At 39.2% G+C, this 26,244-nt stretch carries 27 protein-coding genes, 1 tRNA gene and 2 other RNA genes; 2 read left to right on the forward strand and 28 right to left on the reverse strand.

The genetic code is table 11. The annotated features are described in order from the left end of the window. Positions 1-136: 136 nt before the first annotated feature. From CBG25_RS07570 to sdhC, 22 genes are all read right to left on the reverse strand, one after another. Positions 137-264: non-coding RNA, RtT sRNA (locus CBG25_RS07570), on the reverse strand. Positions 265-305: 41 nt separating this feature from the next. Continuing rightward, a non-coding RNA gene (locus tag CBG25_RS07575) (RtT sRNA) lies at positions 306-433 on the reverse strand. A 41-nt stretch (positions 434-474) separates the two neighbouring features. Next, positions 475-550 (reverse strand) — tRNA-Lys (locus CBG25_RS07580). A gap of 145 nt (positions 551-695) precedes the next feature. Next, complete coding sequence (ybgF, locus tag CBG25_RS07585; protein WP_290605773.1) at positions 696-1,457, reverse strand: tol-pal system protein YbgF; 762 nt, start codon at positions 1,455-1,457, stop codon at positions 696-698. 9 nt (positions 1,458-1,466) lie between these two features. Beyond that, positions 1,467-1,973, reverse strand: a complete 507-nt coding sequence (gene pal / locus CBG25_RS07590; RefSeq protein WP_290605775.1) for a peptidoglycan-associated lipoprotein Pal — start codon at positions 1,971-1,973, stop codon at positions 1,467-1,469. A 45-nt stretch (positions 1,974-2,018) separates the two neighbouring features. Continuing rightward, entirely contained in the window at positions 2,019-3,311 is a 1,293-nt protein-coding gene (tolB, locus tag CBG25_RS07595) for a Tol-Pal system beta propeller repeat protein TolB (protein ID WP_290605777.1), read from the reverse strand. A 133-nt stretch (positions 3,312-3,444) separates the two neighbouring features. Further along, complete coding sequence (gene tolA, locus CBG25_RS07600; protein WP_290605779.1) at positions 3,445-4,449, reverse strand: cell envelope integrity protein TolA; 1,005 nt, start codon at positions 4,447-4,449, stop codon at positions 3,445-3,447. 34 nt (positions 4,450-4,483) lie between these two features. Further along, positions 4,484-4,906 (reverse strand): colicin uptake protein TolR, encoded by a 423-nt coding sequence (gene tolR, locus CBG25_RS07605; RefSeq protein ID WP_290605781.1) that lies wholly within the window; start codon positions 4,904-4,906, stop codon positions 4,484-4,486. 17 nt (positions 4,907-4,923) lie between these two features. Further along, positions 4,924-5,607, reverse strand: coding sequence for a Tol-Pal system protein TolQ (tolQ, locus tag CBG25_RS07610; RefSeq protein WP_032116272.1), 684 nt, complete (start codon positions 5,605-5,607; stop codon positions 4,924-4,926). After that, the gene (ybgC, locus tag CBG25_RS07615; RefSeq protein WP_290605784.1) at positions 5,604-5,999 is read right to left on the reverse strand and encodes a tol-pal system-associated acyl-CoA thioesterase; all 396 of its coding nucleotides are present in this window, start codon (positions 5,997-5,999) and stop codon (positions 5,604-5,606) included. Before ybgC ends, tolQ begins: the two co-directional genes overlap by 4 nt. A gap of 112 nt (positions 6,000-6,111) precedes the next feature. Next, positions 6,112-6,411 carry a cyd operon protein YbgE gene (ybgE, locus tag CBG25_RS07620; RefSeq protein WP_290605786.1) on the reverse strand — a complete coding sequence of 100 codons (300 nt, stop codon included), beginning with the start codon at positions 6,409-6,411 and terminating at the stop codon, positions 6,112-6,114. A 2-nt stretch (positions 6,412-6,413) separates the two neighbouring features. After that, on the reverse strand, positions 6,414-6,536 hold the full coding sequence (cydX, locus tag CBG25_RS07625; RefSeq protein ID WP_063657031.1) for a cytochrome bd-I oxidase subunit CydX: 123 nt from the start codon (positions 6,534-6,536) through the stop codon (positions 6,414-6,416). 12 nt (positions 6,537-6,548) lie between these two features. After that, on the reverse strand, positions 6,549-7,688 hold the full coding sequence (gene cydB, locus CBG25_RS07630; RefSeq protein ID WP_290605790.1) for a cytochrome d ubiquinol oxidase subunit II: 1,140 nt from the start codon (positions 7,686-7,688) through the stop codon (positions 6,549-6,551). A 17-nt stretch (positions 7,689-7,705) separates the two neighbouring features. Next, positions 7,706-9,271 carry a cytochrome ubiquinol oxidase subunit I gene (cydA, locus tag CBG25_RS07635; protein ID WP_290605792.1) on the reverse strand — a complete coding sequence of 522 codons (1,566 nt, stop codon included), beginning with the start codon at positions 9,269-9,271 and terminating at the stop codon, positions 7,706-7,708. Positions 9,272-9,856: 585 nt separating this feature from the next. Further along, on the reverse strand, positions 9,857-10,732 hold the full coding sequence (gene sucD, locus CBG25_RS07640; RefSeq protein WP_290605794.1) for a succinate--CoA ligase subunit alpha: 876 nt from the start codon (positions 10,730-10,732) through the stop codon (positions 9,857-9,859). Between the two features lie 3 nt (positions 10,733-10,735). Then, on the reverse strand, positions 10,736-11,902 hold the full coding sequence (gene sucC / locus CBG25_RS07645; RefSeq protein ID WP_290605795.1) for an ADP-forming succinate--CoA ligase subunit beta: 1,167 nt from the start codon (positions 11,900-11,902) through the stop codon (positions 10,736-10,738). Positions 11,903-12,035: 133 nt separating this feature from the next. Beyond that, on the reverse strand, positions 12,036-13,265 hold the full coding sequence (gene odhB, locus CBG25_RS07650; protein ID WP_290605797.1) for a 2-oxoglutarate dehydrogenase complex dihydrolipoyllysine-residue succinyltransferase: 1,230 nt from the start codon (positions 13,263-13,265) through the stop codon (positions 12,036-12,038). Further along, a complete protein-coding gene (gene sucA / locus CBG25_RS07655) occupies positions 13,262-16,090 on the reverse strand; it encodes a 2-oxoglutarate dehydrogenase E1 component (protein ID WP_290605799.1) in 2,829 nt (942 codons plus the stop codon). Before sucA ends, odhB begins: the two co-directional genes overlap by 4 nt. A 283-nt stretch (positions 16,091-16,373) precedes the next feature. Beyond that, positions 16,374-17,090, reverse strand: a complete 717-nt coding sequence (locus tag CBG25_RS07660; protein ID WP_290605801.1) for a succinate dehydrogenase iron-sulfur subunit — start codon at positions 17,088-17,090, stop codon at positions 16,374-16,376. Between the two features lie 36 nt (positions 17,091-17,126). Continuing rightward, positions 17,127-18,893 carry a succinate dehydrogenase flavoprotein subunit gene (gene sdhA / locus CBG25_RS07665; RefSeq protein ID WP_290605803.1) on the reverse strand — a complete coding sequence of 589 codons (1,767 nt, stop codon included), beginning with the start codon at positions 18,891-18,893 and terminating at the stop codon, positions 17,127-17,129. After that, on the reverse strand, positions 18,894-19,238 hold the full coding sequence (gene sdhD, locus CBG25_RS07670; protein ID WP_290605805.1) for a succinate dehydrogenase, hydrophobic membrane anchor protein: 345 nt from the start codon (positions 19,236-19,238) through the stop codon (positions 18,894-18,896). Beyond that, on the reverse strand, positions 19,232-19,612 hold the full coding sequence (gene sdhC, locus CBG25_RS07675) for a succinate dehydrogenase cytochrome b556 subunit (protein ID WP_148305597.1): 381 nt from the start codon (positions 19,610-19,612) through the stop codon (positions 19,232-19,234). Before sdhC ends, sdhD begins: the two co-directional genes overlap by 7 nt. Before the next feature lie 616 nt (positions 19,613-20,228). Between sdhC and CBG25_RS07680 the strand changes: the two genes are divergently transcribed. Next, complete coding sequence (locus CBG25_RS07680; RefSeq protein ID WP_290605807.1) at positions 20,229-21,524, forward strand: citrate synthase; 1,296 nt, start codon at positions 20,229-20,231, stop codon at positions 21,522-21,524. Between the two features lie 140 nt (positions 21,525-21,664). Here the strand turns inward: CBG25_RS07680 and CBG25_RS07685 are convergent, their stop codons facing one another. The 3 genes from CBG25_RS07685 to CBG25_RS07695 all read right to left on the reverse strand — a co-directional run bounded on the left by CBG25_RS07685 (position 21,665) and on the right by CBG25_RS07695 (position 24,095). Continuing rightward, complete coding sequence (locus CBG25_RS07685; protein WP_290605809.1) at positions 21,665-22,408, reverse strand: type 2 GTP cyclohydrolase I; 744 nt, start codon at positions 22,406-22,408, stop codon at positions 21,665-21,667. Positions 22,409-22,874: 466 nt separating this feature from the next. Next, positions 22,875-23,213 carry a hypothetical protein gene (locus CBG25_RS07690; RefSeq protein ID WP_290605811.1) on the reverse strand — a complete coding sequence of 113 codons (339 nt, stop codon included), beginning with the start codon at positions 23,211-23,213 and terminating at the stop codon, positions 22,875-22,877. Between the two features lie 117 nt (positions 23,214-23,330). After that, complete coding sequence (locus CBG25_RS07695) at positions 23,331-24,095, reverse strand: hypothetical protein (protein ID WP_290605813.1); 765 nt, start codon at positions 24,093-24,095, stop codon at positions 23,331-23,333. Between CBG25_RS07695 and CBG25_RS21395 the strand changes: the two genes are divergently transcribed. Further along, positions 24,094-24,327, forward strand: a complete 234-nt coding sequence (locus CBG25_RS21395) for a TonB family protein (RefSeq protein ID WP_366212748.1) — start codon at positions 24,094-24,096, stop codon at positions 24,325-24,327. The two genes, CBG25_RS07695 and CBG25_RS21395, sit on opposite strands and share 2 nt — an antisense overlap. A gap of 178 nt (positions 24,328-24,505) precedes the next feature. On the opposite strand, the gene CBG25_RS07700 is transcribed toward CBG25_RS21395, so the two are convergent. From CBG25_RS07700 to CBG25_RS07710, 3 genes are all read right to left on the reverse strand, one after another. Continuing rightward, positions 24,506-25,537 carry a hypothetical protein gene (locus CBG25_RS07700; protein WP_290605815.1) on the reverse strand — a complete coding sequence of 344 codons (1,032 nt, stop codon included), beginning with the start codon at positions 25,535-25,537 and terminating at the stop codon, positions 24,506-24,508. Then, entirely contained in the window at positions 25,534-26,058 is a 525-nt protein-coding gene (locus tag CBG25_RS07705) for a DUF1983 domain-containing protein (protein ID WP_290605817.1), read from the reverse strand. Before CBG25_RS07705 ends, CBG25_RS07700 begins: the two co-directional genes overlap by 4 nt. Before the next feature lie 29 nt (positions 26,059-26,087). Continuing rightward, positions 26,088-26,244: transposase domain-containing protein (locus CBG25_RS07710; protein ID WP_290605821.1), on the reverse strand; the 157-nt coding region annotated here is incomplete at its 5' end.

Here is a 26,244-nt window from a genome sequence, read left to right on the forward strand (position 1 = left end):
ACATAAACGATTATCTCGTAACAGCCGCTCTTTGTTGATCATTTCAAACCTTTATTCTCTAAGTTAAACCTCTTTTTATTCTCAATAGCGTGACAAAAAATGCAAGTCTCTATTCAGCAACTAGTTTATTGTTAGATGGTGGGTCGCACTGGATAACTCGGCCTACGGTCTCGCCCTTCGGGTCGTTGTGCTTCGCACAACGCTGTCTCGCTTCGCTCGGCTCGAACCTACACAGCTTCTCATCCTGTACTCACAGTGCTATGTGTTATTTCTGTTTCTTTGGAAAGTAACAAGATATTGTTAGATGGTGGGTCGTACTGGATAACTCGGCCTATGGCCTCGCCCTGCGGGTCGTTGTGCTTCGCACAACGCTGTCTCGCTTCGCTCGGCTCGAACCTACACAGCTTCTCATCCTGTACTCACAGTGCTATGTGTTATTTCTGTTTCTTTGGAAAGTAACAAGGTATTGTTAGATGGTGGGTCGTACAGGATTCGAACCTGTGACCAATTGATTAAAAGTCAACTGCTCTACCGACTGAGCTAACGACCCATCTGAAGTTACCTGAGGTGATGGCGGAGTATATTACTTATTTTTGCTAAGGGTGCAATGTTTTTTTTACCAAAAGAATTCAAATGTTTATTAATCATACAATTATCCCCGAAATAGATAGCAATAAATACTTCGGGGTTATTCATTAGAGTGACGCTAATTTTTTTTCTGCCAATTTCGCACTAGGGCTATTAGGATATGCTTTAATCACCTGTTGATAAACAACACGTGCTTTATCATTTTGCCCTTTTTCTTGCATCAGTAATCCTACTTTATAAAGGGATTCTGCCCCTTTGGCTGAATTAGGGTAATTTTTAACAACGGTAGCAAAATAAAAAGCCGCATCATCTTTGTTCCCCTGATTATAATTCAATTGTCCGAGCCAATAATTCGCATTAGGCTGATAATTAGATTTAGGGTAAGTTTTGATAAAATGCTGAAAAGAACTAATTGCCTGCGCAATCTGCTGTTTAGATTTGCTCTTTATTGCTAGTGCAACGGCTGCATCATACTCAGCTTTTTCATTTGCTGGTTTAGCCTTGACAACAGCATTATTACTATTACCACTGTCGGTACTTGCCTTGACTTTATTTGAACCAGTCGTCAATGAATCCAACTGCGTATAGAGATCTTTTTGTCGCTCAATAACTTGACTTAATTGATATTGGTTTTCCTGAATTTGACCACGCAATGTATCAACATCCCGCTGAGCATCCGATAACTGCTGCTGAATTTGATATAATAACTGCCCTTGAGAATTGACCGCTGTCTCAATTTGCATTAGACGATCACTTGTAGAGCCTGAGCCGACATTAATGATTGGCGCTTGGGCGGTAGCGACTACTGGAGCCGCTACGCCAACCAATAACGACAGACTCAAATAAAGATGCCTGAAGTTACTGTTCATATAATACTCTTAATACACAAGTATCGCACGACGGTTTTTGGCATATGCCGATTCGTCATTACCTTGTATAGCCGGTTTTTCCTTACCATAAGATACGATAGCAATTTGCTCACCGTTTACGCCTTTACTCTGCAAATATATTTTTACAGCATTAGCACGGCGCTCACCAAGTGCAATATTATACTCTGGTGTACCCTTTTCATCAGTATGCCCTTCCACAGTAATCTTAACTGAAGGGTTACCGCGTAGGAAAGTTGCATGTTGATCTAACAGCTGTGCATATTCTGGGGTAACATCATACTTATCAAAGCCAAAGTAAACAATGTTGTTGCTTTGCAATTCTTGCATTTGCTGACTAGCAAGTTGCTCAGCTGTCAAGCTAGCATTGCTATTTGCTACATTGTTTTCAGCACCCGTTTTGTCATTGCCCTTTTTTGAGCTACATGCTGCAACGGCTATCATAGGTAACGCTAACATTAGCCCTTTAAGCAATTTAAGCACTTTATTCAATTGCATCTTGTTCGATCCTTTAATTATTATTGCCATACTTATTATTATGCATCACAAATACGGCGACCAGGCAGGAAATTTAACCTTTCCATCAGTCGCCTGCAGACGCGCTTTGAAACGCCCATCCGTTGACACCAGGTGTAATACAGTACCTAACCCTTGTGAGGCACTATAAATTACCATAGTACCATTAGGTGCGATACTCGGCGTTTCATCCAGAAACGTATCCGTCAAATATTCAACGTTACCCGTTGCCAGATCCTGTTTAGCAATGTGCTGTTTACCATTACTCGAGTTCACCATTACCATAAATTTACCATCAGGGCTGACGCTTGGATCCTGGTTTTGGTTGCCTTCCCAAGTAATACGCTCTGGCACACCACCATTAATATTTAGTTTGTATATTTGTGGACGCCCTGCTTGATCAGAAGTATAAATCAGCGTTTGGCTGTCTGGCATCCAACTAGGTTCAGTATTGTTACTACGACCATCTGTTATTTGGCGAGTTTGACCACTGGCCAAGTCCATTACATAAAGATTTAAACTTCCGCTCTTTGAAAGGGCAAAAGCAAGTTTGCTTCCATCGGGGGAGAAGGTAGGAGCACCATTATGACGCGGGAAAGCAGCAATCTGGCGGACTTCGCCTGTCGCTAACGTTTGCATAACTAATGCTGAACTACCACTTTCAAAGGTTACATAAGCTAATTTTTCACCATCAGCCGACCAAGCTGGCGACATCAGCGGTTCAGGCGAGCGGTGGACAGTAAATTGATTATAACCATCATAATCTGAGACCCTTAATTCATAAGGAAACTTTCCACCATTAGTTTTAACCACGTAAGCGATACGTGTACGAAATGCACCTCGAATACCGGTTAATTTGGCAAAGACTTCATCGCTAATAGTATGTGCCGCATAGCGTAGCCATTTGGCTGCCACTTTTAATTGGTTTTGCGTCAATACTGCGCCAGGAGAATTCACCACATCAACCAGTTGATAACTAATAATGTACTGACCATCAGCAGCTGGTTGTACCTGACCAACAACAACTGCATTAATAACTAATGCCGTCCAAACATTCGGTGTGACTTCCGATGCGGTAGTTGGTTGTTGGGGCATATGACTGGGATCAATAGGATTAAATTTACCGCTATTGCGTAAATCTGCAGCAACAATTTGTCCTACATCATCGGGTAAAGTACCTGTTCCAGTCCATTTAAAAGGCACAATAGCAATAGGCTGTGCAGTATTGATACCTTGGGTAATTTCAATCCGAATTTCTGCCTGAGCACATGCCGCCCATAATATTAGAAAACCTAACAATAATTTAAATGCCTGCTTCATTTTTTCTCCCTTATCACGTATTCACGTCCGTAATAATTAATTTGAATATTAACAAAGGTGAATGCACAAAACCAGATAACTGAAAAACTTTTGTTAATTTTCCTAGCCTTATGCTATTCATAACATTCATTAACTAAGGCTTGAATACTAAAGTACTTCCCTGCTCATTAAATGCATCATAAATACTACGACTAGGCGGTTTAGGCATTGTCGCTGTTTTGGCTGCACGTATCGCGGCGTCACAGAGTGGTTGATCATTTGCTGTATTACTTTTAGCTGCAATACTAATTAACATGCCGTCAGGAGCGAGCTTTATGCTTAATTCGCATGTTTTACCGCGATAAATATCAGCATCATAAAATTTGCTTTCAATTGCGGCTTTGATTTTACCTACATAATTAGCCACATCCGAACTGGATGCCCCGCTTTTTCTATTTCCTCCTTGACCCGCTGCTGCTGCCCCTCCCGTTTGCTGAGTTGGTTGTTGAGCAGTTAATCCACCAAGCAGAGAGTCAACCGCAGCAGCCTGTTTAGCCGCATCTGCTTTTTTCTTAGCTGCCAGTGCCTTAACGGCTTTTTCAGCTTTTTCTTTTGCCTCTGCTTGTGCTTTAGCCCTAGCTATTTCAGCTTCTTTTTTAGCTTGAGCCTCAGCTTTCGCTTTTGCCTCTGCCTGCTCTTTTACTAGCCGTTCTTGTTCTGCTTTAGCTTTAGCCGCCGCTTCTTCAGCAATTTTCTGTTGCTCCTTGGCTTTCTGGGCCGCTTCTTCTGCTTGCTTGCGTTGCTGCTCGGCTTCTCTTGCTATTTTTATACGCTCCTCTTCAACCATTTTTAAGCGTTTTTGTTCTTCTTCCTGCTGTTTTCGGAGTTCTTCTTCTTGCTGTTGAAGACGTTTTTTACGCTCAGCATCGGCTTGTTTGGCACTGTTTTGCTGCCGTTGTAGCTGGTTATACTGTTCTATTACTACGCCGGGATCAACCATGATCGCATCAACCACTTCACCGCCTTGACCACCGCCACCAAGCTTAATAATTTCATCCAATGAACCCAAAATAATAAAACCAAATAACAAAACGTGGAATATAATAGAGAGTACCACAGAGCGACTCAATTTATTTTTTTGCTCTTTTGTCTTTCTCACAACAGATTTCCAAACAAGTAATTATGCAATTACATCAAATAGGCTGAGTCATAAAACTAACCGATTTGATGCCAGCTTGATGAAGTATATTCAGCGCTTTAATAACTTCTTCGTATGGTACATCTTTAGCGCCACCAATTAAAAAAATGGCCTGCGGATTTTTTGCCAATGCGGCTTTTGTTATTGCTGCAATCTGTTCTGGCGGTAAAAGCTCTTCTCGATGGCCATCAATAATGACACTGTATTGCCCTACTCCAGAGACTTCAAGAATAATCGGCGGATTATCACTACCTGACACAATTTTTGATTGAGTCGCATCGGGTAATTCCACTTTCACACTTTGCGAGATAATCGGCGCCGTTGCCATAAAAATCAATAACAATACTAACAGTACATCCAATAAAGGAACGATGTTAATTTCAGATTTCAGTTCACGCCTATGTCGAGTCCGTGCCATCTTTCTGTTCTCCGCATTTATTGCTTTTCAGAAGCAAAAGCTTGGCGATGCAGGATGGCTAAAAATTCTTCCATAAAATTGTCATAACTTTGATCCAATTTATTGACCCGCTGGTTTAGTCGGTTATATGCCATCACTGCTGGAATAGCCGCAAACAAGCCGATTGCCGTTGCAATTAACGCTTCAGCAATACCTGGGGCGACCATTTGTAATGTTGCCTGTTTAACCGAGCCTAATGCAATGAAAGCATGCATAATTCCCCAAACGGTACCAAATAATCCAATATAGGGGCTTATTGATCCTACAGTACCTAAAAAGGGAATATGCGTCTCTAATGATTCTAACTCACGATTCATCGATATTCGCATAGCTCTAGAAGCACCATTCATCACCGCTTCTGGTGTATGAAGATTGGCTTGACGTAAACGAGCAAACTCTTTAAATCCAGAATAGAAAATCTGTTCTGCTCCCGTTAATGCATCACGCCGATCCTGGCATTCTTTATAGAGACGCGATAGCTCAATACCAGACCAAAAACGATCCTCAAAAGCTTCCGTTTCTCGGGTTGCGGCATTTAAAATTTTGCTTCGTTGAATAATAATTGCCCAAGAAGCAATAGAGAATCCTATTAGAATCAACATGATAAGTTGAACCAAAAAACTCGCTTTTAAGAATAAATCTAAAATATTCATGTCAGTCACTGCTTAAACTCCGCGACAATAGACTCAGGAAGCCTAGTTGGCTTCATTTTAAATGTATCAATTGAAACAATAACTATTTCTGCTGTGCAAATTTCTTTCCCTTGCTGATTAATTAACCGTTGAAGAAAAGCCAATGATGTATGTTGAACATAGGTAATTGTGGTTTCAACGGTCAATAAATCATCCAATTTAGCGGGGTGTAAATAGTCAATTGTCATTTTACGTACGACAAAAGCTATATTTTCTTTTCGTAATTTCTGCTGTTCAAATCCTTTTTCTCGCAACATTTCCGTTCTCGCACGTTCAAAAAAATGCGCATAACGAGCATGATAAACTACACCTCCCGCATCAGTATCCTCATAATAAATACGGATAGGCCAGCAAAACAGCATATTTTTACTCCCCTTGCTATCAATAAATTACCCGTCACTATACTTAAGTGAATCATCTATTGGAATGATTTATAAATAAAGTTACAAAAAAATAGTGAAATATAAACTTATCTTATGAAATGAAACTAATACGAAAGAAATAAAATAATCCACAAGCTAGGATCAAAACAGCAGGTAAAGGATGAAAAAGATAACGCCAAAACGCATTTTTAGGTAAAAACCCAATACCAAAAATTATCCCACTACATGTTGCCCAAATGAGCAATAACCCCTGCCATATAGAAAGAGAACTGGTATTTGAGGCAAATAAGGTTGGATCCCAGACCACACAAAAAGCCATGGCAAATGCCATAAAGAGAATAAGGATCCGAAACGGACCCTTATGCATTGATGAGTAGATTTTATCTACCATTATCATTCACCAGTATGTTTAGCTTTGTTAGCAGCATTAGCCTCAACCTGTTCGATAGCCAGAGCTGCAATAACAGCGAAACTACAGGCAAGAAGCGTTCCTAAAATCCAAGCAAAATACCACATGCCATTCGCTCCTTAATATAATGAATGTTTGTTATTTTCAATATGCGTTTTGTCAATTCGACCAAACATTTTGTAATAACACCAGGTAGTATACGCCAATATAATTGGCACAAAAATGATGGCAACAACTGTCATCACTTGCAATGTAAATAAGCTCGACGTAGCATCCCAAATCGTCAAACTGGCATTAGGCTGTATATTTGAAGGCATAATGAATGGGAACATACTAATACCGAAAGTTAAAATAATACAAGCAATTGTCAGTGATGAAAATAAAAATGCCCATCCTGCTTTATCAAGCTTGGTAAATAGGATAGTCAGTATTGGAAAAAATAAGCCAAGTGCCGGTAATGTCCATAGTCCTGGATTATTATTAAAATTAACCAACCATGCCCCTGCTTCTTTTGCTACTTCTTTATGTAACGGATTAGAAACAGCGTAGGTATCAATTGTACTTTTAACCGCATAACCATCAATTCCATATATCAACCAAAAACCAGCTCCAGCAAAAGTAATTAAGGTGAAAAAGGCGGTGATATAAGTGATATTACGTGAACGTAGATGTAATTCACCTAGCGTGCGCATTTGGAGATAAGTCGCGCCTTGGGTGATTATCATCATAATAGAAATAATGCCTGCTAATAAGCCATAAGGATTGAGTAAACCAAAGAAAGTCCCGGTATAATTCAAATACAATAGGTCATTAACTGTAAAAGGAACGCCCTGTAGCAAATTACCAAAAGCAACACCAATGATCAACGGAGGAACAAAGCTACCAATAAATATGCCACGATCCCACATATTGCGCCATTTGGAATTTTCAAGCTTAGAACGATAATCAAAACCTACTGGTCTGAAAAATAGTGCAGCCAAGACTAATATCATAGCAACATAAAAACCTGAGAATGCCGCAGCGTAAACCATCGGCCAAGCCGCAAATAGTGCACCACCAGCTGTAACTAACCAAACCTGATTACCATCCCAATGAGGTGCGATTGAATTGATCATGATCCGACGCTCAGTATCAGTTTTTCCCATAAATGGCAATAAGATACCAACGCCCATATCAAAACCATCGGTCACGGCAAAACCGATCAGCAACACACCAATCAGTAGCCACCATATAAATCTTAGAACTTCATAATCAAACATGAATGGACTCCTGCTTACTAAGCGTCTTGGGCTGAAATATTTTGTTGCTCATAATGATAACGACCTGTTTTAAGACTACTCGGCCCTTTACGTACAAATTTGAACATTAGGAACAATTCAATAACCAAGAACAAAGTATACAGACCACATATTAGCCCCATCGAGAAAAGTAAATCTGCACTACTTAATGATGAATGTGCAACCGCTGTCGGTAAAATTTCACCAATTGCCCACGGTTGACGGCCATATTCAGCAACAAACCAACCTGCTTCAACAGCAATCCATGGTAATGGAATACCAAACATGGCTAAACGTAAAAGCCATTTTTTCTCACCAATGCGGTTACGAATAACAGACCAAAATGATAAAGCAAAAATAAGTAACATTAAGAAACCACAAGCCACCATAATGCGAAATGCCCAGAATAGAGGCCCGACTTTAGGAATACTATCTTTGGCGGCCGCTTTAATATGTTCTTCGCTGGCATCAATAACATTAGGTGTATAGCGCTTTAACAACAATCCATAACCAAGATCTTTTTTATTCGCATGAAATGCTTTTCGTATAGCAGGATCATTATCACCAGCTTGTAATTTTTTTAACAGGGCATAGGCATTCATACCATTGCGGATACGAACTTCATGTTGCGCCATTAAATCTTTTAAACCCAAAACTGGGGTATCAATAGAACGGGTAGTGATAATTCCCATTAACCATGGAATTTCTACTGCGAATTCATTTTTCATTTTTTCGCTATTTGGCACAGCAATAAGATTAAATGAAGCCGGTGGCGGTTGAGTTTCCCATTCTGCTTCAATAGCGGCTAACTTGGTTTTCTGAACATCACCCATTTCATAGCCAGATTCATCACCCAAAACAATAACAGATAGTACTGAAGCAATACCAAAGCTTGCTGCTATTGCGAAAGAACGTTTAGCAAAAGGTCGATCACGGCCTCTAAGTAAGTAATAAGCACTGATGCCTAAGACGAACATGGCACCTGTACAATAGCCAGCGGCAACGGTATGAACAAATTTAACTTGTGCCACGGGATTTAAAACTAATTCTGAAAAACTGAGCATTTCCATCCGCATGCTTTCAAAGTTAAAATCAGACGCAATCGGGTTTTGCATCCAACCATTAGCAACTAAGATCCACAGCGCAGAGAAATTAGAACCTAACGCAACCAGCCATGTGCTAGCTAAATGTTGGGTTTTACTTAAACGATCCCAGCCAAAAAGAAATAAACCAACAAATGTTGACTCCAGGAAGAACGCCATTAATCCTTCAATTGCCAATGGCGCACCAAAAATATCACCAACATAATGTGAATAATATGACCAGTTAGTCCCGAATTGGAATTCCATGGTCAAACCTGTTGCAACACCTAAGGCAAAGTTAATAGCAAATAACTTACCCCAGAATTTTGTCATATCTTTATATATCTGTTTACCTGAAATGACATATACCGTTTTCATTATCGCTAGTAAAAATGACATACCGAGTGTTAATGGTACAAACAGGAAATGATACATTGCAGTTAAGGCAAACTGTAACCTGGACAGTTCGACAATATCAAACATCTTAACTCCTTGCTCCTAGCAGGAAGACACCGACTTGCGGCGACCTGACTTTCATAATGCAAAAGATGAAAGCCTCATAACTACCAGCTTTATACATCTTAAAATAACGATAAAAAATTTATCAAAATACAACAAACATCTTAATAATAGTACGCTTATATACACTTATAATAAATAGATTTAATACGATTAAGATTGAAATTTTGCGATTAAATCAACATACCGCTACATTTAAATACTGACTAAATTTGATCAACGATCAATTTCACCGAAAAAATAAATAAAATCTATTTTATTGTTTGATTTAAATCAATTTTTATTAAAGTCATCAATATATTAAATAGCTGTTTATTGTTTTGTTCATGCCAAGAAAATAGGCAATAATTCATTTTAACCATGTACTTGTTGTTGACTTGGGAAAACTTGCCAAAACGCTATTAAAAAAACGATCAATAGGATATTTTTAATCCACATAATGCCACTTTTAATATCGAAAAAATCAAGTTTACCAGCATTACTCACGGCCTAAACATAAAAAAAGCCACTATCTATGAGTGGCTTTTACTAATCATAGTCGAAATCAGGTTATTTACTAGTCACTAATTGCTTAACAGCTTCACCAATCTCAGCTAAGCTACGAACAGTTTTTACACCTGCTGCTTCTAATGCAGCAAACTTTTCATCCGCAGTACCTTTGCCACCAGCAATGATGGCTCCAGCATGCCCCATACGCTTACCTTTTGGTGCTGTTACGCCGGCAATATAAGCAACGACCGGTTTTGTTATATGTTGTTTAATATAAGTGGCCGCTTCTTCCTCCGCTGTACCACCAATTTCACCAATCATAACGATAGCTTCAGTTTGGGGATCTGCCTGGAATAGTTTGAATATATCAATAAAATTTGAACCCGGAATAGGATCACCACCAATACCAACACAAGTAGATTGCCCTAATCCTGCATCAGTTGTCTGCTTAACGGCTTCATAAGTTAATGTACCAGAGCGCGATACAATACCTACTTTACCCGGTTTATGAATATGTCCAGGTTGGATACCAATCTTACATTCACCCGGGGTAATAATACCTGGACAGTTCGGTCCTATCATTTTTACCCCAGTTTCATCTAGCTTTGCTTTCACCGTTAGCATATCTAACGTGGGGATCCCTTCGGTAATGGTAATAATCAGTTTCATACCACTATTGATAGCTTCAAGAATCGAATCTTTACAAAATGGAGCAGGAACATAAATAACCGATGCGGTTGCACCTGTTGCTTGTACAGCTTCACGGACTGTATTGAAAACAGGTAATCCTAAATGTGTTGTTCCACCTTTACCTGGCGTCACACCACCGACCATTTTTGTTCCATAAGCAATTGCCTGCTCTGAATGAAAAGTTCCTTGGCTACCTGTAAATCCCTGGCAGATAACTTTAGTATTTTTATCAATTAAAATAGACATTACTTATTTCGCCTCCGCTGCTGCTACTGCTTTTTCTGCCGCATCGGTCAAGCTGGTTGCAGCAGTAATTTTTAGGCCACTATCCGCTAACTTTTGTGATCCAAGCTCAGCATTATTGCCTTCAAGACGAACAATGACCGGGACTGTTACCCCAATTTCTTTAACTGCTCCAATAATACCATCAGCAATCAAATCGCAGCGAACAATACCACCAAAAATATTGACTAAAACAGCTTTAACATTTTCATCAGGTAAGATAATTTTAAATGCTTCTGCTACACGTTCTTTAGTTGCCCCACCACCCACATCAAGAAAATTAGCTGGAGCACCGCCATGTAACTTCACAATGTCCATGGTTCCCATGGCTAAACCAGCACCATTAACCATACAACCAATATTGCCATCTAAAGCAACATAGTTTAATTCCCACTTCGACGCATGGGCTTCACGGGGATCTTCCTGAGAAATATCACGCATCTCCTTTAATTCTACTTGGCGATATAGTGCATTGCTATCCACACTAAGCTTGCCATCCAGACAGATTAAATCCCCTTGCTTAGTTATCACGAGAGGATTAATCTCGATTAAAGCCAGATCACGCTCGAGAAAAATTGTCGCTAATCCGATAAATATTTGGGTAAACTGCTGGACTTGTTTGCCGCTCAAACCTAGCTTAAAAGCAAGCTCGCGTCCTTGATAAGGCATAGGGCCGGTTAATGGATCAATAATAGCCTTATGAATAAGTTCTGGTGTCTCTGCTGCAACTTTTTCAATTTCGACCCCACCTTCAGTCGATGCCATAAAGACAATTCGACGAGAAGCGCGATCTATCACCGCACCTAAATAAAGCTCTTTATCAATATCCGTTGCTTCTTCTACCAAAATTTGATTAACGGGCTGTCCATGGGAATCGGTTTGGTAAGTCACTAAGCGTTTTCCTAACCATTTCTCAGCAAATAGCCGGATTTCGTCGCGATTATTAACAACTTTTACGCCACCCGCTTTGCCTCGACCACCAGCATGTACCTGACACTTTACAACCCAAGGACTATTACCCAATTTTGTTGTTGCTTCTTCTGCCTCTTTTGCTGTTTTACAAGCATAACCTGTCGGTACTGGCAAACCATAATGCGCAAGCAGTTGTTTTGCCTGATATTCGTGTAAGTTCATGATGCACTATCCATAATTTAGCCTGACAGAGAGTTAACAATTCTCTATATATTTTTATTTAAACATTGGTCAATAAAAAATTAACCAAGCTTTGCTCCAGACTGAGTAAATAACTTCACTCTAAATTGGTTATCTAGACGTCTAACAATAAACTAGCCGGATCTTCCAGCATGTCCTTTATTGTCACCAAAAAGCTAACAGACTCACGTCCATCAATTAAACGGTGATCATAAGAAAGTGCTAAATACATCATTGGCAAGATTTCGATTTTACCATCAACCGCCATCGGCCGATCTTTGATAGCGTGCATACCTAAAATTGCACTTTGCGGCGGATTAATGATCGGAGTTGACATTAAAGAGCCAAAAACACCACCGTTAGTAATAGTGAAGTTTCCACCGGTCAATTCTTCAACCGTTAATTTGCCGTCACGCCCCTTAACTGCCAACTCTTTAATACGCTTTTCAATTTCTGCCATGCTAAGCGCATCTGCATCACGTAATACTGGTGTAACTAAACCTCTAGGTGTGGAAACAGCAATACTAATATCAAAATAACTATGATAAAGCACATCTGAACCATCAATCGATGCGTTCACTTCAGGATAACGCTTTAAGGCTTCAACAACTGCTTTCACATAGAAAGACATAAAACCCAAACGCACACCATGCCGCTTTTCAAAGCTTTCACCATAATGTTTACGCAAATCAAAAACAGGCTTCATGTTAACTTCATTAAAGGTAGTCAACATGGCAGTATTATTTTTTGCCTCCAGTAAACGCTCTGCTATACGCTTACGCAAACGCATCATTGGTACCCGTTTTTCAGTTCGATGAGAAGAAGTTGATGATGGCGTTGTAGATGCGTCATTCTGTTGCTTAATCGGTCTATTTTCGCTTGCTGTTGATTGGTTTTTAATATATTTCTCAACATCATCACGCGTTATACGCCCACCTACGCCGCTACCTTTGATATTGGTCGGGTTTAAATCATGTTCTGCAATTAAACGACGGACAGCCGGTGTTAGTGCACTATGACTCTCTTCCTCAAGGCTAGCAGTCTGGCGTTTCGCTGACGCTGACTCAGTAGTCTCTTTTACCTCAGCAGGAATCCCGGTACTATCACTAAGATGTATGCGACCCAATAGCTGTTTTGATAAAACAGTAGCTCCCTCTTCTTCTAAAATTGATTCCAGAATACCTGAATCTGCTGCTGGTACTTCAAGTACAACTTTATCCGTTTCAATTTCCACTAACACTTCATCACGCTCTACCCGATCACCTGGTTTCTTGTGCCAAGTTGCAACTGTAGCATCTGCAACAGATTCAGGAAGATCAAGAACAAAAATTTCTATGTTACTCATTTTCTATCCTTTAATTTATTTATTTTTAGTGCATCATCAACCAATGCTTTTTGCTGTTCTTGATGAACAGACGCGTAGCCTACGGCTGGTGAAGCAGATGCGGGGCGTCCCGCATAACTTAATAATGAACCTTTTGGAATTGCTTCCCGAATATTATGCTGACTACAGTACCATGCCCCTTGATTGAGAGGTTCCTCTTGACACCAGACAAAATCGCGAACATGCGCATAAGGCTTGAGCGTAGTTTCTAAATCTTTATGGGGAAATGGATATAGTTGTTCAATACGCACGATAGCGATATTTTTTTGTTTGTTTTCACGACGTTGCTCAAGTAGATCATAATAAACTTTACCTGAACATAAAACGACACGTTTGACCTTTTTCGCATCTATGGGATCAATTTCATTAATTATCGGCTGGAATTCACCATTTGCTAACTCTTCCAAACTAGAAACCGCAAGAGGATGACGCAGTAATGATTTGGGTGACATAACAATCAATGGACGTCGCATATTACGAAGTATCTGACGACGGAGCATATGATAGACCTGAGCTGGAGTAGACGGAACACAGACTTGCATATTTTGTTCCGCACATAATTGTAAATAACGCTCTAAACGGGCTGAGGAGTGCTCCGGACCTTGTCCTTCATAACCATGGGGTAACAGCATCACCAATCCACACAATCGCCCCCATTTCTGTTCACCAGAACTAATAAACTGATCGATAACTACTTGCGCCACATTAGCAAAATCACCAAACTGAGCTTCCCAAATAGTCAAAACCCGTGGCTCGGCTGATGCATAACCATATTCAAAAGCAAGTACCGCTTCTTCAGACAAAACGGAATCCCAGACGTCAAATATTCCTTGATTTTCACGTATATTAGCCAGAGGGACGTAAACTGAACCATTAGTTTGATTGTGAATAACGGCATGACGATGAAAAAAAGTACCTCGGCCGGCATCTTCACCTGATAAACGAACTTGTATCCTTTCATCAACTAATGTTGCATAAGCCAAAGTTTCTGCTGCACCCCAATCAAGCAATTTTTTACCGTTCGCCATTGCCAGGCGATCACTGTAAATTTTTTCAACCCGAGACTGCATGACAATCTCTGCCGGAATAGTACTTAAACGTTTAGCTAAGTCTTGTAGTCGTTTCTTTTTAACTTTAGCAGGGTAAGCATCATTCCATTCATGATTTAAATAGGGTTTCCAGACCGAATAGTCAGTTCCCATTGGACGCCATTCATCAACGACACAATCACCGTGATCTAACTTATCACGGTAAAGATTAACCATTTCTGTTACTTCGTCGCTAGTAACTGTCTTTTCCGCTATCAATTTATCCGCATAAATTTTACGCGGTGTCGCATGTTTTTTAATTTTTTGATACATAATTGGCTGGGTAGCACTCGGCTCATCCGCCTCATTATGGCCATGGCGACGATAACAAACTAAATCAATGACCACATCGCGTTTAAATTTATTGCGAAAATCTAATGCTAATCGAGTAACAAAAGCAACCGCTTCTGGATCATCGGCATTAACATGAAAAATGGGTGCTTGCACCATTTTCATGATATCAGTGCAATATTGTGTTGAACGTGCATCTTTAGGATTGGATGTGGTAAAACCTATCTGATTATTAACCACGATCCGCACTGTACCGCCAACCTCATAACCACGAGCCTGAGACATGTTCAGCATTTCCTGAACAACTCCCTGGCCTGTTACCGCTGCATCACCATGGATAGTAATGGGCAGTACCATATTACTACGACCTTCATCTAAACGATCACGACGAGCACGAACAGAACCGATGACTACTGGACTAACTATTTCTAAATGTGATGGATTAAAAGCCAAGGCTAAATGAACCAAAGCACCTTCTGTTTTAAAATCAGAAGAAAAGCCCTGATGATATTTAACATCACCAGTACCTAAATGATCTTTATGCTTACCTGCAAACTCATCAAACAGCTCTTTTGGTTGCTTACCTAAAATGTTAACTAAAACATTTAATCGCCCACGGTGCGCCATTCCCAATACGACTTCACGCGTATCCTGATGACCTGCATAACGGATCAAATCTTTTAACATGGGAATGAGCGAATCACCCCCTTCAAGGGAAAAACGTTTTGCGCCAGGAAATTTTGCGCCAAGATAGCGCTCTAATCCTTCAGCTGAAGTTAATTCTGATAAGAAGCGGATCTTTTCTTGTTTGCTAAATTGTTGACTAACCGGCGTTGCCAGTTCTAGGCGCTGTTGGATCCAACGTTTTTCTTCAGTATTAGTAATATGCATGTATTCGGCACCAATTGAAGCGCAATAAATACGCTTCAGTGCAGTATACAGCTCACTTAATTTCATTGTTTCCTGGCCAATAGCAAAAGAACCAACATTGAACGTTTTTTCAAAATCAGCATCGGTTAAGTCATGAAATGCAGGATCTAAATCAGGTACAGTTTCTTGTTTCCAAAGCTCTAATGGATCAAGATTTGCATTTTGATGTCCTCTAAAACGAAAGGCGTTTATTAATTGGAGGACTTTAACTTGCTTCGCATCCAAAGACGGATCACTAACCGAAGTTTGATAACGTGTAGAATCTTTCGCCAATGAACGAAAATATTCACGTGTTTGAGAATGGGAGTATTCACCGTTGGAGCTTGCACCTGGTAGTTTATTAAAAAAGTCTCGCCAGTCTGCATTAACGGAATTAGGGTCAATTAAGTAGTCTTCATAAAGCTGTTCGATATAAGACTGATTTGCACCAGCTAGAAAACTTGAATCTAGCCAGTCCTTCATTACGCCGTTGTGCATTGTGATCCCTTAAGCTTATAGGCTTTAGTTTTCGTCGTAGTTAACAGTACCGCTTTTTATATAGACGGTTTCAATAAAGATTCTTTGAACGTGTTCTATGCACGATTATTAATAAAGGAGCGCTTAATTAAATTCCCCTTATTTATAAGAACCTTTAAAAACCGCAACCGGTTTTTAAAGGTTCCTTCTGTAATTTACCACATAAAATAAATATCAATTTTAAATAATAGTTTTCCATTTTTTATTTCCCGTAACATTTCGATTACGGGAATTTTTGCCAAAACTATGCACTACGCTTTAATAACATCGATTTAATGTGCCCAATAGCTTTAGTTGGATTTAAACCTTTTGGACAAACACTGACACAATTCATAATGCTATGACAGCGAAATACACTAAAAGCGTCATTTAAATTATCTAATCTGTTATCGGTTTCGGTATCCCGACTATCGATTAAAAAACGATAAGCAGCTAATAAACCGGCAGGACCAATAAATTTATCTGGATTCCACCAAAATGATGGACATGAGGTTGAACAGCAAGCACAAAGAATACACTCATATAAGCCATCCAATTTTTCTCGTTGTGCAGGAGTCTGTAAATACTCACGAGCTGGTGAATTCTTGCCATCATTGATAAGGTAAGGCCGAATTTTTTCATATTGAGTATAAAATTGAGCCATATCCACAATTAAATCACGAACAACCGGTAAGCCTGGCAATGGGCGCACAACAACCTTTTTTTTATCACGACACAAAGCTGACAGTGGAGTAATACAGGCCAAGCCATTTTTACCATTCATATTTAATCCATCAGAACCACAAACGCCTTCACGACAAGAACGACGAAATGCTAAAGTAGGATCTTTTTCTTTTAGTTGGATTAAAGCATCCAGCAACATCATGTCACGGCCTTTAGCGATCTCCAAACTGTAGTCTTGCATACGTGGCATATTATCGACGTCTGGATTGTAACGATAAATGGAAAATTCAATTTTCATAATCTACTTTCTCCGCAACACTATTAACGCCACACATTAATAAGTACGTATTTTTGGTGGAAAGGGATCACGTAACTCAGGTTGCATATTGACTGCTCGGCGAGTCATAGTTCCAGACTGTGGTAAATATAACGTATGACATAACCAATTTGTATCATCACGATCAGGGTGGTCAAAACGACTATGTGCTCCCCGACTTTCAGTACGAAAATTTGCCGCCTCTGCCATTGCAAACGCTGTTTCTACCAAATTATCCAGCTCTAAACATTCAATGCGTTGGGTATTAAATTCGCGTGAAGTATCATCCAAACGGGCATTTTTCAAACGTTCACGAATTACCTTTAATTCTTCTAAGCCCTTAGCCATCGCATCGCCTTCACGAAAAACGGAAAAATTATGTTGCATACAGGCTTGTAATGCTTTGCGAATTTCTACCGGATCTTCACCGCTTTGTGTATTATCCCAGCGATTTAAACGCGTTAAGGCCGCATCAATATCAGATTCACTGGCATCACGCATTGAGCCTTGTTCCAGTATAGATTCTTTCAGATGTAAACCGGCAGAACGTCCGAATACCACCAAATCAAGCAATGAATTTCCGCCCAAACGGTTTGCTCCATGAACGGAAACACAAGCTATTTCACCAACAGCAAATAACCCCGGGATCACAACATCTTCCCCTTTTTCATTAATCATCAATGCCTGTCCGGTAACTTTAGTTGGGATCCCACCCATCATATAATGACAAGTAGGGATAACAGGAATGGGTTCTTTAACTGGATCAACATGAGCAAAAGTCCTGGATAATTCAAGAATACCGGGTAATCGTGATTCCAACACTTCTTTACCTAAATGATCCAGTTTTAATTTAACATGTGGTCCCCAGGGGCCATCACATCCCCTTCCTTCACGGATCTCTATCATAATTGAGCGAGCAACAACATCGCGGCCAGCCAAATCTTTTGCATTAGGCGCATAGCGCTCCATAAAGCGCTCGCCATCTTTATTAAGTAAATAGCCGCCCTCTCCCCGACATCCCTCTGTCACTAATACACCCGCACCAGCAATTCCAGTTGGATGAAATTGCCACATTTCCATGTCCTGCAATGGCACACCTGCCCTGACGGCCATGCCAACACCGTCACCGGTATTAATATGGGCATTAGTTGTTGATTGATAAATTCTTCCCGCTCCACCTGTCGCAAGAATGGTGGCTTTAGCTTTAAAATAAACGACCTCACCGGATTCCATACATAATGCGGTACAACCGACTATGTCACCATCCTGGTTTTTAACTAAGTCAAGTGAATACCATTCGGAGAAAATCGTGGTATAGTTTTTTAAATTCTGTTGATAAAGAGTATGCAAAAGGGCATGGCCAGTTCTATCTGCCGCCGCCGCGGTGCGAGCTGCTTGCTCACCACCAAAATTTTTTGACTGGCCACCAAATGGACGTTGATAAATACGACCGTCGTCTAAACGTGAAAATGGTAACCCCATATGCTCAAGTTCTAGTATGGCCTCAGGTCCGGTTTTGCACATGTATTCGATGGCATTTTGATCACCTATATAATCAGAGCCCTTGACAGTATCATACATATGCCATTGCCAATCATCTTCATGCGTATTACCTAACGCAACGGTGATCCCGCCCTGAGCAGATACGGTGTGTGAACGTGTCGGGAAAACTTTAGAAATTAATGCACATGACAAACCTAACTGAGAAATTTGCAACGCAGCTCGCATCCCAGCGCCACCAGCACCAATAACAACGGCATCAAACTCTCTTACTGGTAATTTCATTTACGCTCCCCACACTACTATTGTTCCATAAATTAAATAAGTCATTAATATAACAATAAAAAATAGTTGTAATGATAATCGCACGGCAATTGACTTAATATAATCGGTTAATACTTGCCATAAACCTATCCAGGCATGTACTAATATGGAAATGAGCGTTAAAATAGTAAAAATTTTTGTTATTGGAAAAACAAAAAAAGTCCGCCAAACAGTATAATTTAAATCAGTTGTGACTATAAAACTAACAATATAAAACGTATAAAGGGCAATAATAATGGCTGACGCACGAAGTAGTAGCCAATCTTGTGTGCCAGTGCGGCCTAATGTTGATGCATTAACTACCATACAAAAACCCCCGCTAAGATCGACAAAATAGCGGTGATAATAAACGCAACTATCGCTGAAATACGTCCCACAGACAAACTCTCATCGATAAAACCAAAATCCATTAGCATATGACGAATGCCGCCACAAATATGATATATCAGTGCAGTCAAGACACCCCAAATAATGAATTTTATAAAAAAGCTACCCATAATTTCAGTAGCATATTGAAAACCTTCCAGTGAAGAAAGCGATAATCCCAGCAGCCATAACAAAATACCGACCGCAATAAAGGTAATAACGCCAGAGACACGATGTAAAATCGAAGCTATTGCAGTAATCGGAAAATGAATTGTCTGCAATTGAAGATTGATTGGTCTTTGTTTTTTCACAATTTATGCCCACACAGCTCTTTATTCTTTTCCTACCTCCGGACCTGGAGCAGAAATCAAACAGCGATCGTGATAACAAAGCACAACTCAGCTTATAAATTAATCCCTAACATATTGGCAAAAGTTGTTACTCATTAACGCTGGGTACTCCTACCACAAGGTAATCCGGAGACCTCATTTTCAGTATATGACCTTCACATGCCCATTACAATTACAACACATTATGTTTGGAGAGATTTAGCTTGAACAGTGAGTGTGATCACGATTTAAACATCGGTCATTAAATTGATAATGTAATTTGACAAGAAACAAACATTTATCTTACATATGATTAAGTTGAATTAATTAGTGATTATCGCCACACAAAAGAAGAAATTATGTAAAATAAACATGCTAGATTGTTATCCATAAAAAAACCTAATGTTATTGTTGGTATAATTTAAAATATATAAGGAACAGAATAAATTATGAATTGTTAATAAAAAATTTTATTTGATAAAAACTTCGTTAAAAACATGATTCAAGCCTTTTAATAAATGAAATATCATGCAATTTCTAAGCGTTTTATCATGCTTTCATGGTTGTCGGAAATTGCGTTTTAGCGCTAAGGAGACCCGTAATGGCAGGCAAAGAAAAAAAGACTATAGAATTAGTCGATAAAGATGCAGAAAAAATTGAGCTTGAAGTACTAAACCCTACACTTGGGATCGATGTAATTGATGTTCGGGGATTAGGCTCCAAAGGTTATTTTACCTACGATCCTGGCTTTACCTCAACCGCATCCTGCGAGTCTAAAATTACCTATATAGATGGAGATAAAGGTATTCTTTTGCACCGCGGATATCCTATTGATCAATTGGCTACCAATTCTACTTATTTAGAAGTTTGTTATATACTACTTTACGGTGAAAAACCTTCACAAAACGACTATGACAACTTTAAAAAAATTGTCACCGAACATACAATGATCCACGATCAAATTACTCGGCTTTTGCAAGGTTTCCGTCGTGATTCTCATCCAATGGCAATCCTTTGTGGTGTAACCGGCGCACTAGCGGCTTTCTATCACGACTCATTGGATGTTAATAATCCGCGTCATCGTGAAATAGCGGCATTTAGGTTACTATCAAAAATGCCTACAGTTGCAGCAATGTGTTATAAATACTCTATTGGCCAACCTTTTATTTACCCACAAAATTCCCTCTCTTATTCTGCAAATTTCCTTCATATGATGTTTGCTACACCTTGTGAAAAATATCAGGTTAATCCAATCATAGAACGGGCTATGGATCGCATTTTTATTCTGCATGCTGATCATGAACAAAATGCATCAACTTCAACAGTAAGAACTGCTGGTTCTTCTGGCGCTAATCCATTTGCTTGTATTGCTGCGGGAATCGCCTCTCTTTGGGGACCAGCTCACGGTGGTGCCAATGAAGCCTGTTTACGCATGCTAGAAGAGATTCAAACTGTCGAAAATATTCCTAAATTTATCAAACGGGCAAAAGACAAAGATGATCCCTTCCGTTTAATGGGGTTTGGCCATCGGGTTTATAAAAATTATGATCCCCGCGCAACTGTGATGAAACAGACCTGCGATGAAGTACTTAAAGAACTTAAATTAAATGATAATATATTAGAAGTCGCCAAGCAGTTAGAGCATATAGCCCTAAATGACCCCTATTTTATTGAGAAAAAACTTTATCCCAATGTGGATTTCTATTCTGGCATCATTTTAAAAGCAATAGGGATCCCAACAACCATGTTTACGGTTATTTTTGCTATTGCTCGTACAATTGGTTGGATTGCTCACTGGAACGAAATGCATGATGAAGAATTAAAAATAGCACGTCCCCGTCAATTATATACCGGCTATAAACAAAGAGATTTTCATAGCGATTTAACCAAAAAATAGTTAATTATTATTGATAAATAAACTGTGTCTTACTATTTTATTTTGCATAAACAATCATCATATAGAATACAAGACACAGTTTAGTAATAACCCTTGGTTTTAATACTTTTTAGCTGGCTTGGTGTTTATCCTTACAAAAATTAGGCAGGATTAGCTATATCGATAAAAGTCACTTCAAATCCATAATCTTTTTGCAGCCATTCACCTAACATTTTAACGCCAAATCGCTCCGTTGCATGATGACCTGCGGCATAAAAATGGATCCCCATTTCTCTGGCAATATGGATCGTTTGCTCAGAAACTTCACCTGTCACAAAAGCATCAACAGCTGCCTCAGCTGCTTGTTGAATAAAATTTTGTCCGCCCCCTGTACACCAGGCAATGGTATTGATCTCTTTTGGGCCATTATCACCACAATACAAGGGTTGACGAGCTAACTTATTGGTTAAACGCGACATTAAATCATCAGCCGTTATCGGTTGAGCAAAACTACCCATTGGCAATAAAGGCGAAATAAGCTTTTCAAACCGAACCCCCATGATATTCCCCAACTGCGCGTTATTTCCCAAAATCGGATGGGCATCAAGGGGCAAATGATAACCATAAAGGTTAATATCATTGCAAAGCAATGTTTTTAATCGATTACGCTTCATATTAAGAATAACGGCGGCTTCATTTTTCCAAAAATAACCATGATGAACAATAATCGCATCTGCAGCTAATTTTACTGCTTCATCAAGTAACGCTTGCGATGCAGTCACACCAGTCACAATTTTTTTTACCTCTGAGCGCCCTTCCACCTGAAGCCCATTAGGCGCATAGTCTTGATATTCATAAATATTCAAGTGCGTATTGATTAGTTGTTCTAATTCAATATTATGCATTACTTACCTATCCTATTTGTAAAACTGATTTATTTTATTAAATATTAAACTTAAAAATATGTTTCACAGCGGCTTAAAACAAAAACGCCCTATCACAACCAGTAATAAGGAAATTAAAAATAAAATATTTAATTATCAAATTGTTATAAATAAAAAGCTCATTTAATATACGTATTTACACGTAAAAACAAGCGATTTCACTCACTATAAATCAATTACTTACAGCTTATAGTGAGTGACAATTTTACCTAATTTTGGCTGAAATCTCAGTTTTAATTCACCCTTTTTTAAACGAATTGTTCGCAAACGTGAAAATTCAGATAGAGTTATCGCTGAAATAGAAACTTTGTTATCTCAGGCTACACAGGATAATAAGCTAATGCTAAATGGCGCACTCTCTGGTTGGCATAAAGCGGAATTGACCCACTTCCTCCAACGCTGCTAATATGATGTCCCTGTGATGGGGCTATTCGTTTTGCGCTTGTTGCTGATTCCAGATTGAATCAACCGGCATCTCTACCCTCACATCTAGCCATGTTGATGGTGGAATACCAACTTGCTCACCGTCAGTATAATAATTAGTTTTACCATCAATAATTTCCTTAACCCGCCAGTTCTGAAAATCTTCTGGTAAATGCGAGTGTTGTCGATGGAATGTTTGAATTTCGATATTGCCATCCGATAATACTTTATCTTTGATATAGATAAGCTCTAATCCATTGCTATTTTTCGGCACAGATACGCCACCATTCATACCCCATAACACCAGAAATAAAATATTTTCCAACTCCAGTTCGTTGGACATTGACGCCTTCCGATTCGTCGTTGGTTTCAAAGCTACCATCGGGATAGATTTTAACGATTGGAGATGCTCTTTTTAAGAAACCCTTAGCGTCGGCCATCATTTTCGGAATATCTGACACTAAAGCGAATATCCCGTTTTTATCTGGAATTCAGTAGAAGACTTTTTCGCAAAGTTATCAACGCAAGCCTTTTGGCTAATAACTTTATCAGTTGCAGCGCCAACCTCTTGAGCAATATTAATCTTGTCAAGTTTGTTAGCTAAATCTTTACTTATTTCTGTGACTGAATTGCCTATCTTATCAACTTTTGTGGCATCAGCTTTTTTTTCTAACGCATCTTTTATTTCCTTAACGCTATTAGCATCGGCTTTTCCTTCTACTAACTCTTGCAGTGCTTTAATCGATTCAAGTTTAACCGCTTTACCACTGGGTAACGTAAGCTCAACGACACCATTATCCCCCATCCAGGTATCCATGTTTTGCAAAAAATAGAGGATGTAAGTGTTAGCTGCAACCAGTGCTCTTGCTGCATCAGAATTATTATTTGGTTCAGTGAGGTTAATGGTATAAGTGGTGTCTGTTGCGCTAAAAGTTGGTTTATCCGCTAAATTTAATTCCGTGTCGCTATTAATTGACAGTATCATGTAAGGATAGTTAATATCACCATTTTTAATGAGCATTAACATGCCGGGGGATACTAATGGATTATTGCTATTCCATTCTGTGTCTTTTCCTTTGACAATAGCTGAGCCTGACACTATTGTAATTGTGCCTGTGTTGTATATCATGATACATATCCAAATATATTTAGAAAAAGGAGAGTCTATGAAATCAGCTTTGATCTTGTTAATATAGCTTTTATACCATTCTTTTTGCACTGCCATTGAAGTTGACTACCCAGATAGAGCATGGCATTTAAACCAGAATGGATATGTTAAGGTTGTTTACGATATTGACGAAAATGGATTAGCTGAGAACATAAAGATTTTAGAATCTAAACCAGCATTTATGTTTGATCAGGCTGTGAAAAAAGCTTTATACAAACAAAAATTTGAAAAAAACCATCCAAAAAAATCTGTTCAACTAACAGTTAAATTTGATAAAAATAACAATTAATCAATAATCGTAAATTCATATCCTCGTTGTTAATGAGCATCAACATGCCAAGAATACTAATGGATTTTTATTCCTTTTGTGCCTGAGCCTCCGATAATCGAAGAACCTGACACTGTTGTAATTGTGCCATCTGAATAAATCATTTTTATTTCCGTTATAAATAAAAGAAGGGTTTTAATTAGAATTTAAAGTAATCTTCTGCATCCAATACTAATACTGGGAAAGATGACAATACGGTTGTCGTTTCACCAATATATGCTGAATTATAAAAATATCTGTAACGAGAAAGACCTAAACTTGTTGCACTGTATTGACAGACATTTAGATAATCTAGATAACCGCCATCCGTATGCCCAAAATAATCTCCAACCCGTTGAGGGGTGTACATCAGCCTTTTTATTCCTGGAATTGTTTTTCCTTTTCCAACCGCAAATTCACTACTTGGTACTAAAACAGGTTTTGTCATAACATTAAACTGAGAATTAAATGTCACATTACCATCAATATTACGCAATTTTAGTCCACACCCATTGGTCTCTAGTTCGCCAGATTTAGCTGTCCTAAAAGCAATTACATAATATTTAGATTTTGCCAAGCTATGTGAATCACGTCTTATGTTTGAAATCCTCAAACTTTTTACACTTCCACCCCCATCCCTGATAGGCTCTCTGCCAATATAATTTTCTGCATCGGTAGAATAAAAAAAATAAATGGCATTATCTGGTGTTAAACCAGCTCCTAATTTTGAAGGATTAAAAACTCCATCAATAATCATAATCTTCTTGTGAAAAGCGTATGAATAACCAGTTACCGGCAGTGAATTTAGAAAAATAGCGCTACCTAGTATCTTCAACCCCGCACTTCCTGCAAGAGGTATTTTATTGTAGTCTTGATAAGCTATAATTTGGATAGGCTCAGTCCCTACCCCGTGTAAATTACGTACTGTCACTAAACGATTAGACTCAGAATAAGATACTAGTGTTTCTGTCCCTGTGGCAACCATAGCGTTACCATGCTGCACAAATCGTACACTAGCAAGTGCTCCTCCCCGAGAAATAACAAATTTATAACCTTGCGGTATTGGGTTGGGACAAGTCCAACTACCACTTCTAACGTCAACAGCTTTTGTCCATAAGTTTGTCGCTGGAGTTGTATTTTCATTAAAAGAAAAAGAAGAACCATCTGGATTTGTTATTCTTAAGCCAATCATATAAATTCTCCAAGTTCGATAATCGGAGTATTGCCTGAATATACATAAAAACCTTTGTTTGTTAGTCTTGTCCGATAAGTAGAAGATACACCGTTAACTTCAAAATTACCGTTAACCATATCTATACATGTTCCTTGTTGTCCGGGAATATAATTTTTAGACTTTAAATCCATTCCGACTATTATATTTTCAATAGTTGCTTTACTTATCAGTGCGTCATTAAAAATCACCTGTCCGTTTTTGATTGCAAAAACGGGCTCCATCTTGCCGTTAGCCGGATTATAGACAATAAAGGTTTTGGCACTAAAGCCGATCTGTGTACTAACTTTACCGTTTTTAAGCTCAGCGCCAATTACCATGCCAGCGTCATAATCCACACCGTCGTAATGAATCTTGACTAACGATGTCCACGTTGCAGAAGCCTCACCCTTTTTCATGTCATACTTAGCTTGTAGAGAATTCTGAGCGGCTGCCCATGACTTATCCGCTGTCGCTCTGACCTGATGGATAGTAAGCGTCATTGGAACCACATAGTGCGCTGCTGCGTGGTTTAAGGTAAGGTGATTTTCCAGGGTAGTAGTGCGTTCCAGTCGATATCCTCATCTGGGTATTTTAGCGCCGTCAGCAGCGCCAAAAGATAATCGTACGGGTTAAGTCCATTGATACGTGCACTTTCCACCAAGCTGTACAATAGCGCGCTGGCATGG

The sequence above is a fragment of the Arsenophonus sp. ENCA genome (assembly GCF_002287155.1).
Classification (GTDB): Bacteria; Pseudomonadota; Gammaproteobacteria; order Enterobacterales; family Enterobacteriaceae; genus Arsenophonus; species Arsenophonus nilaparvatae.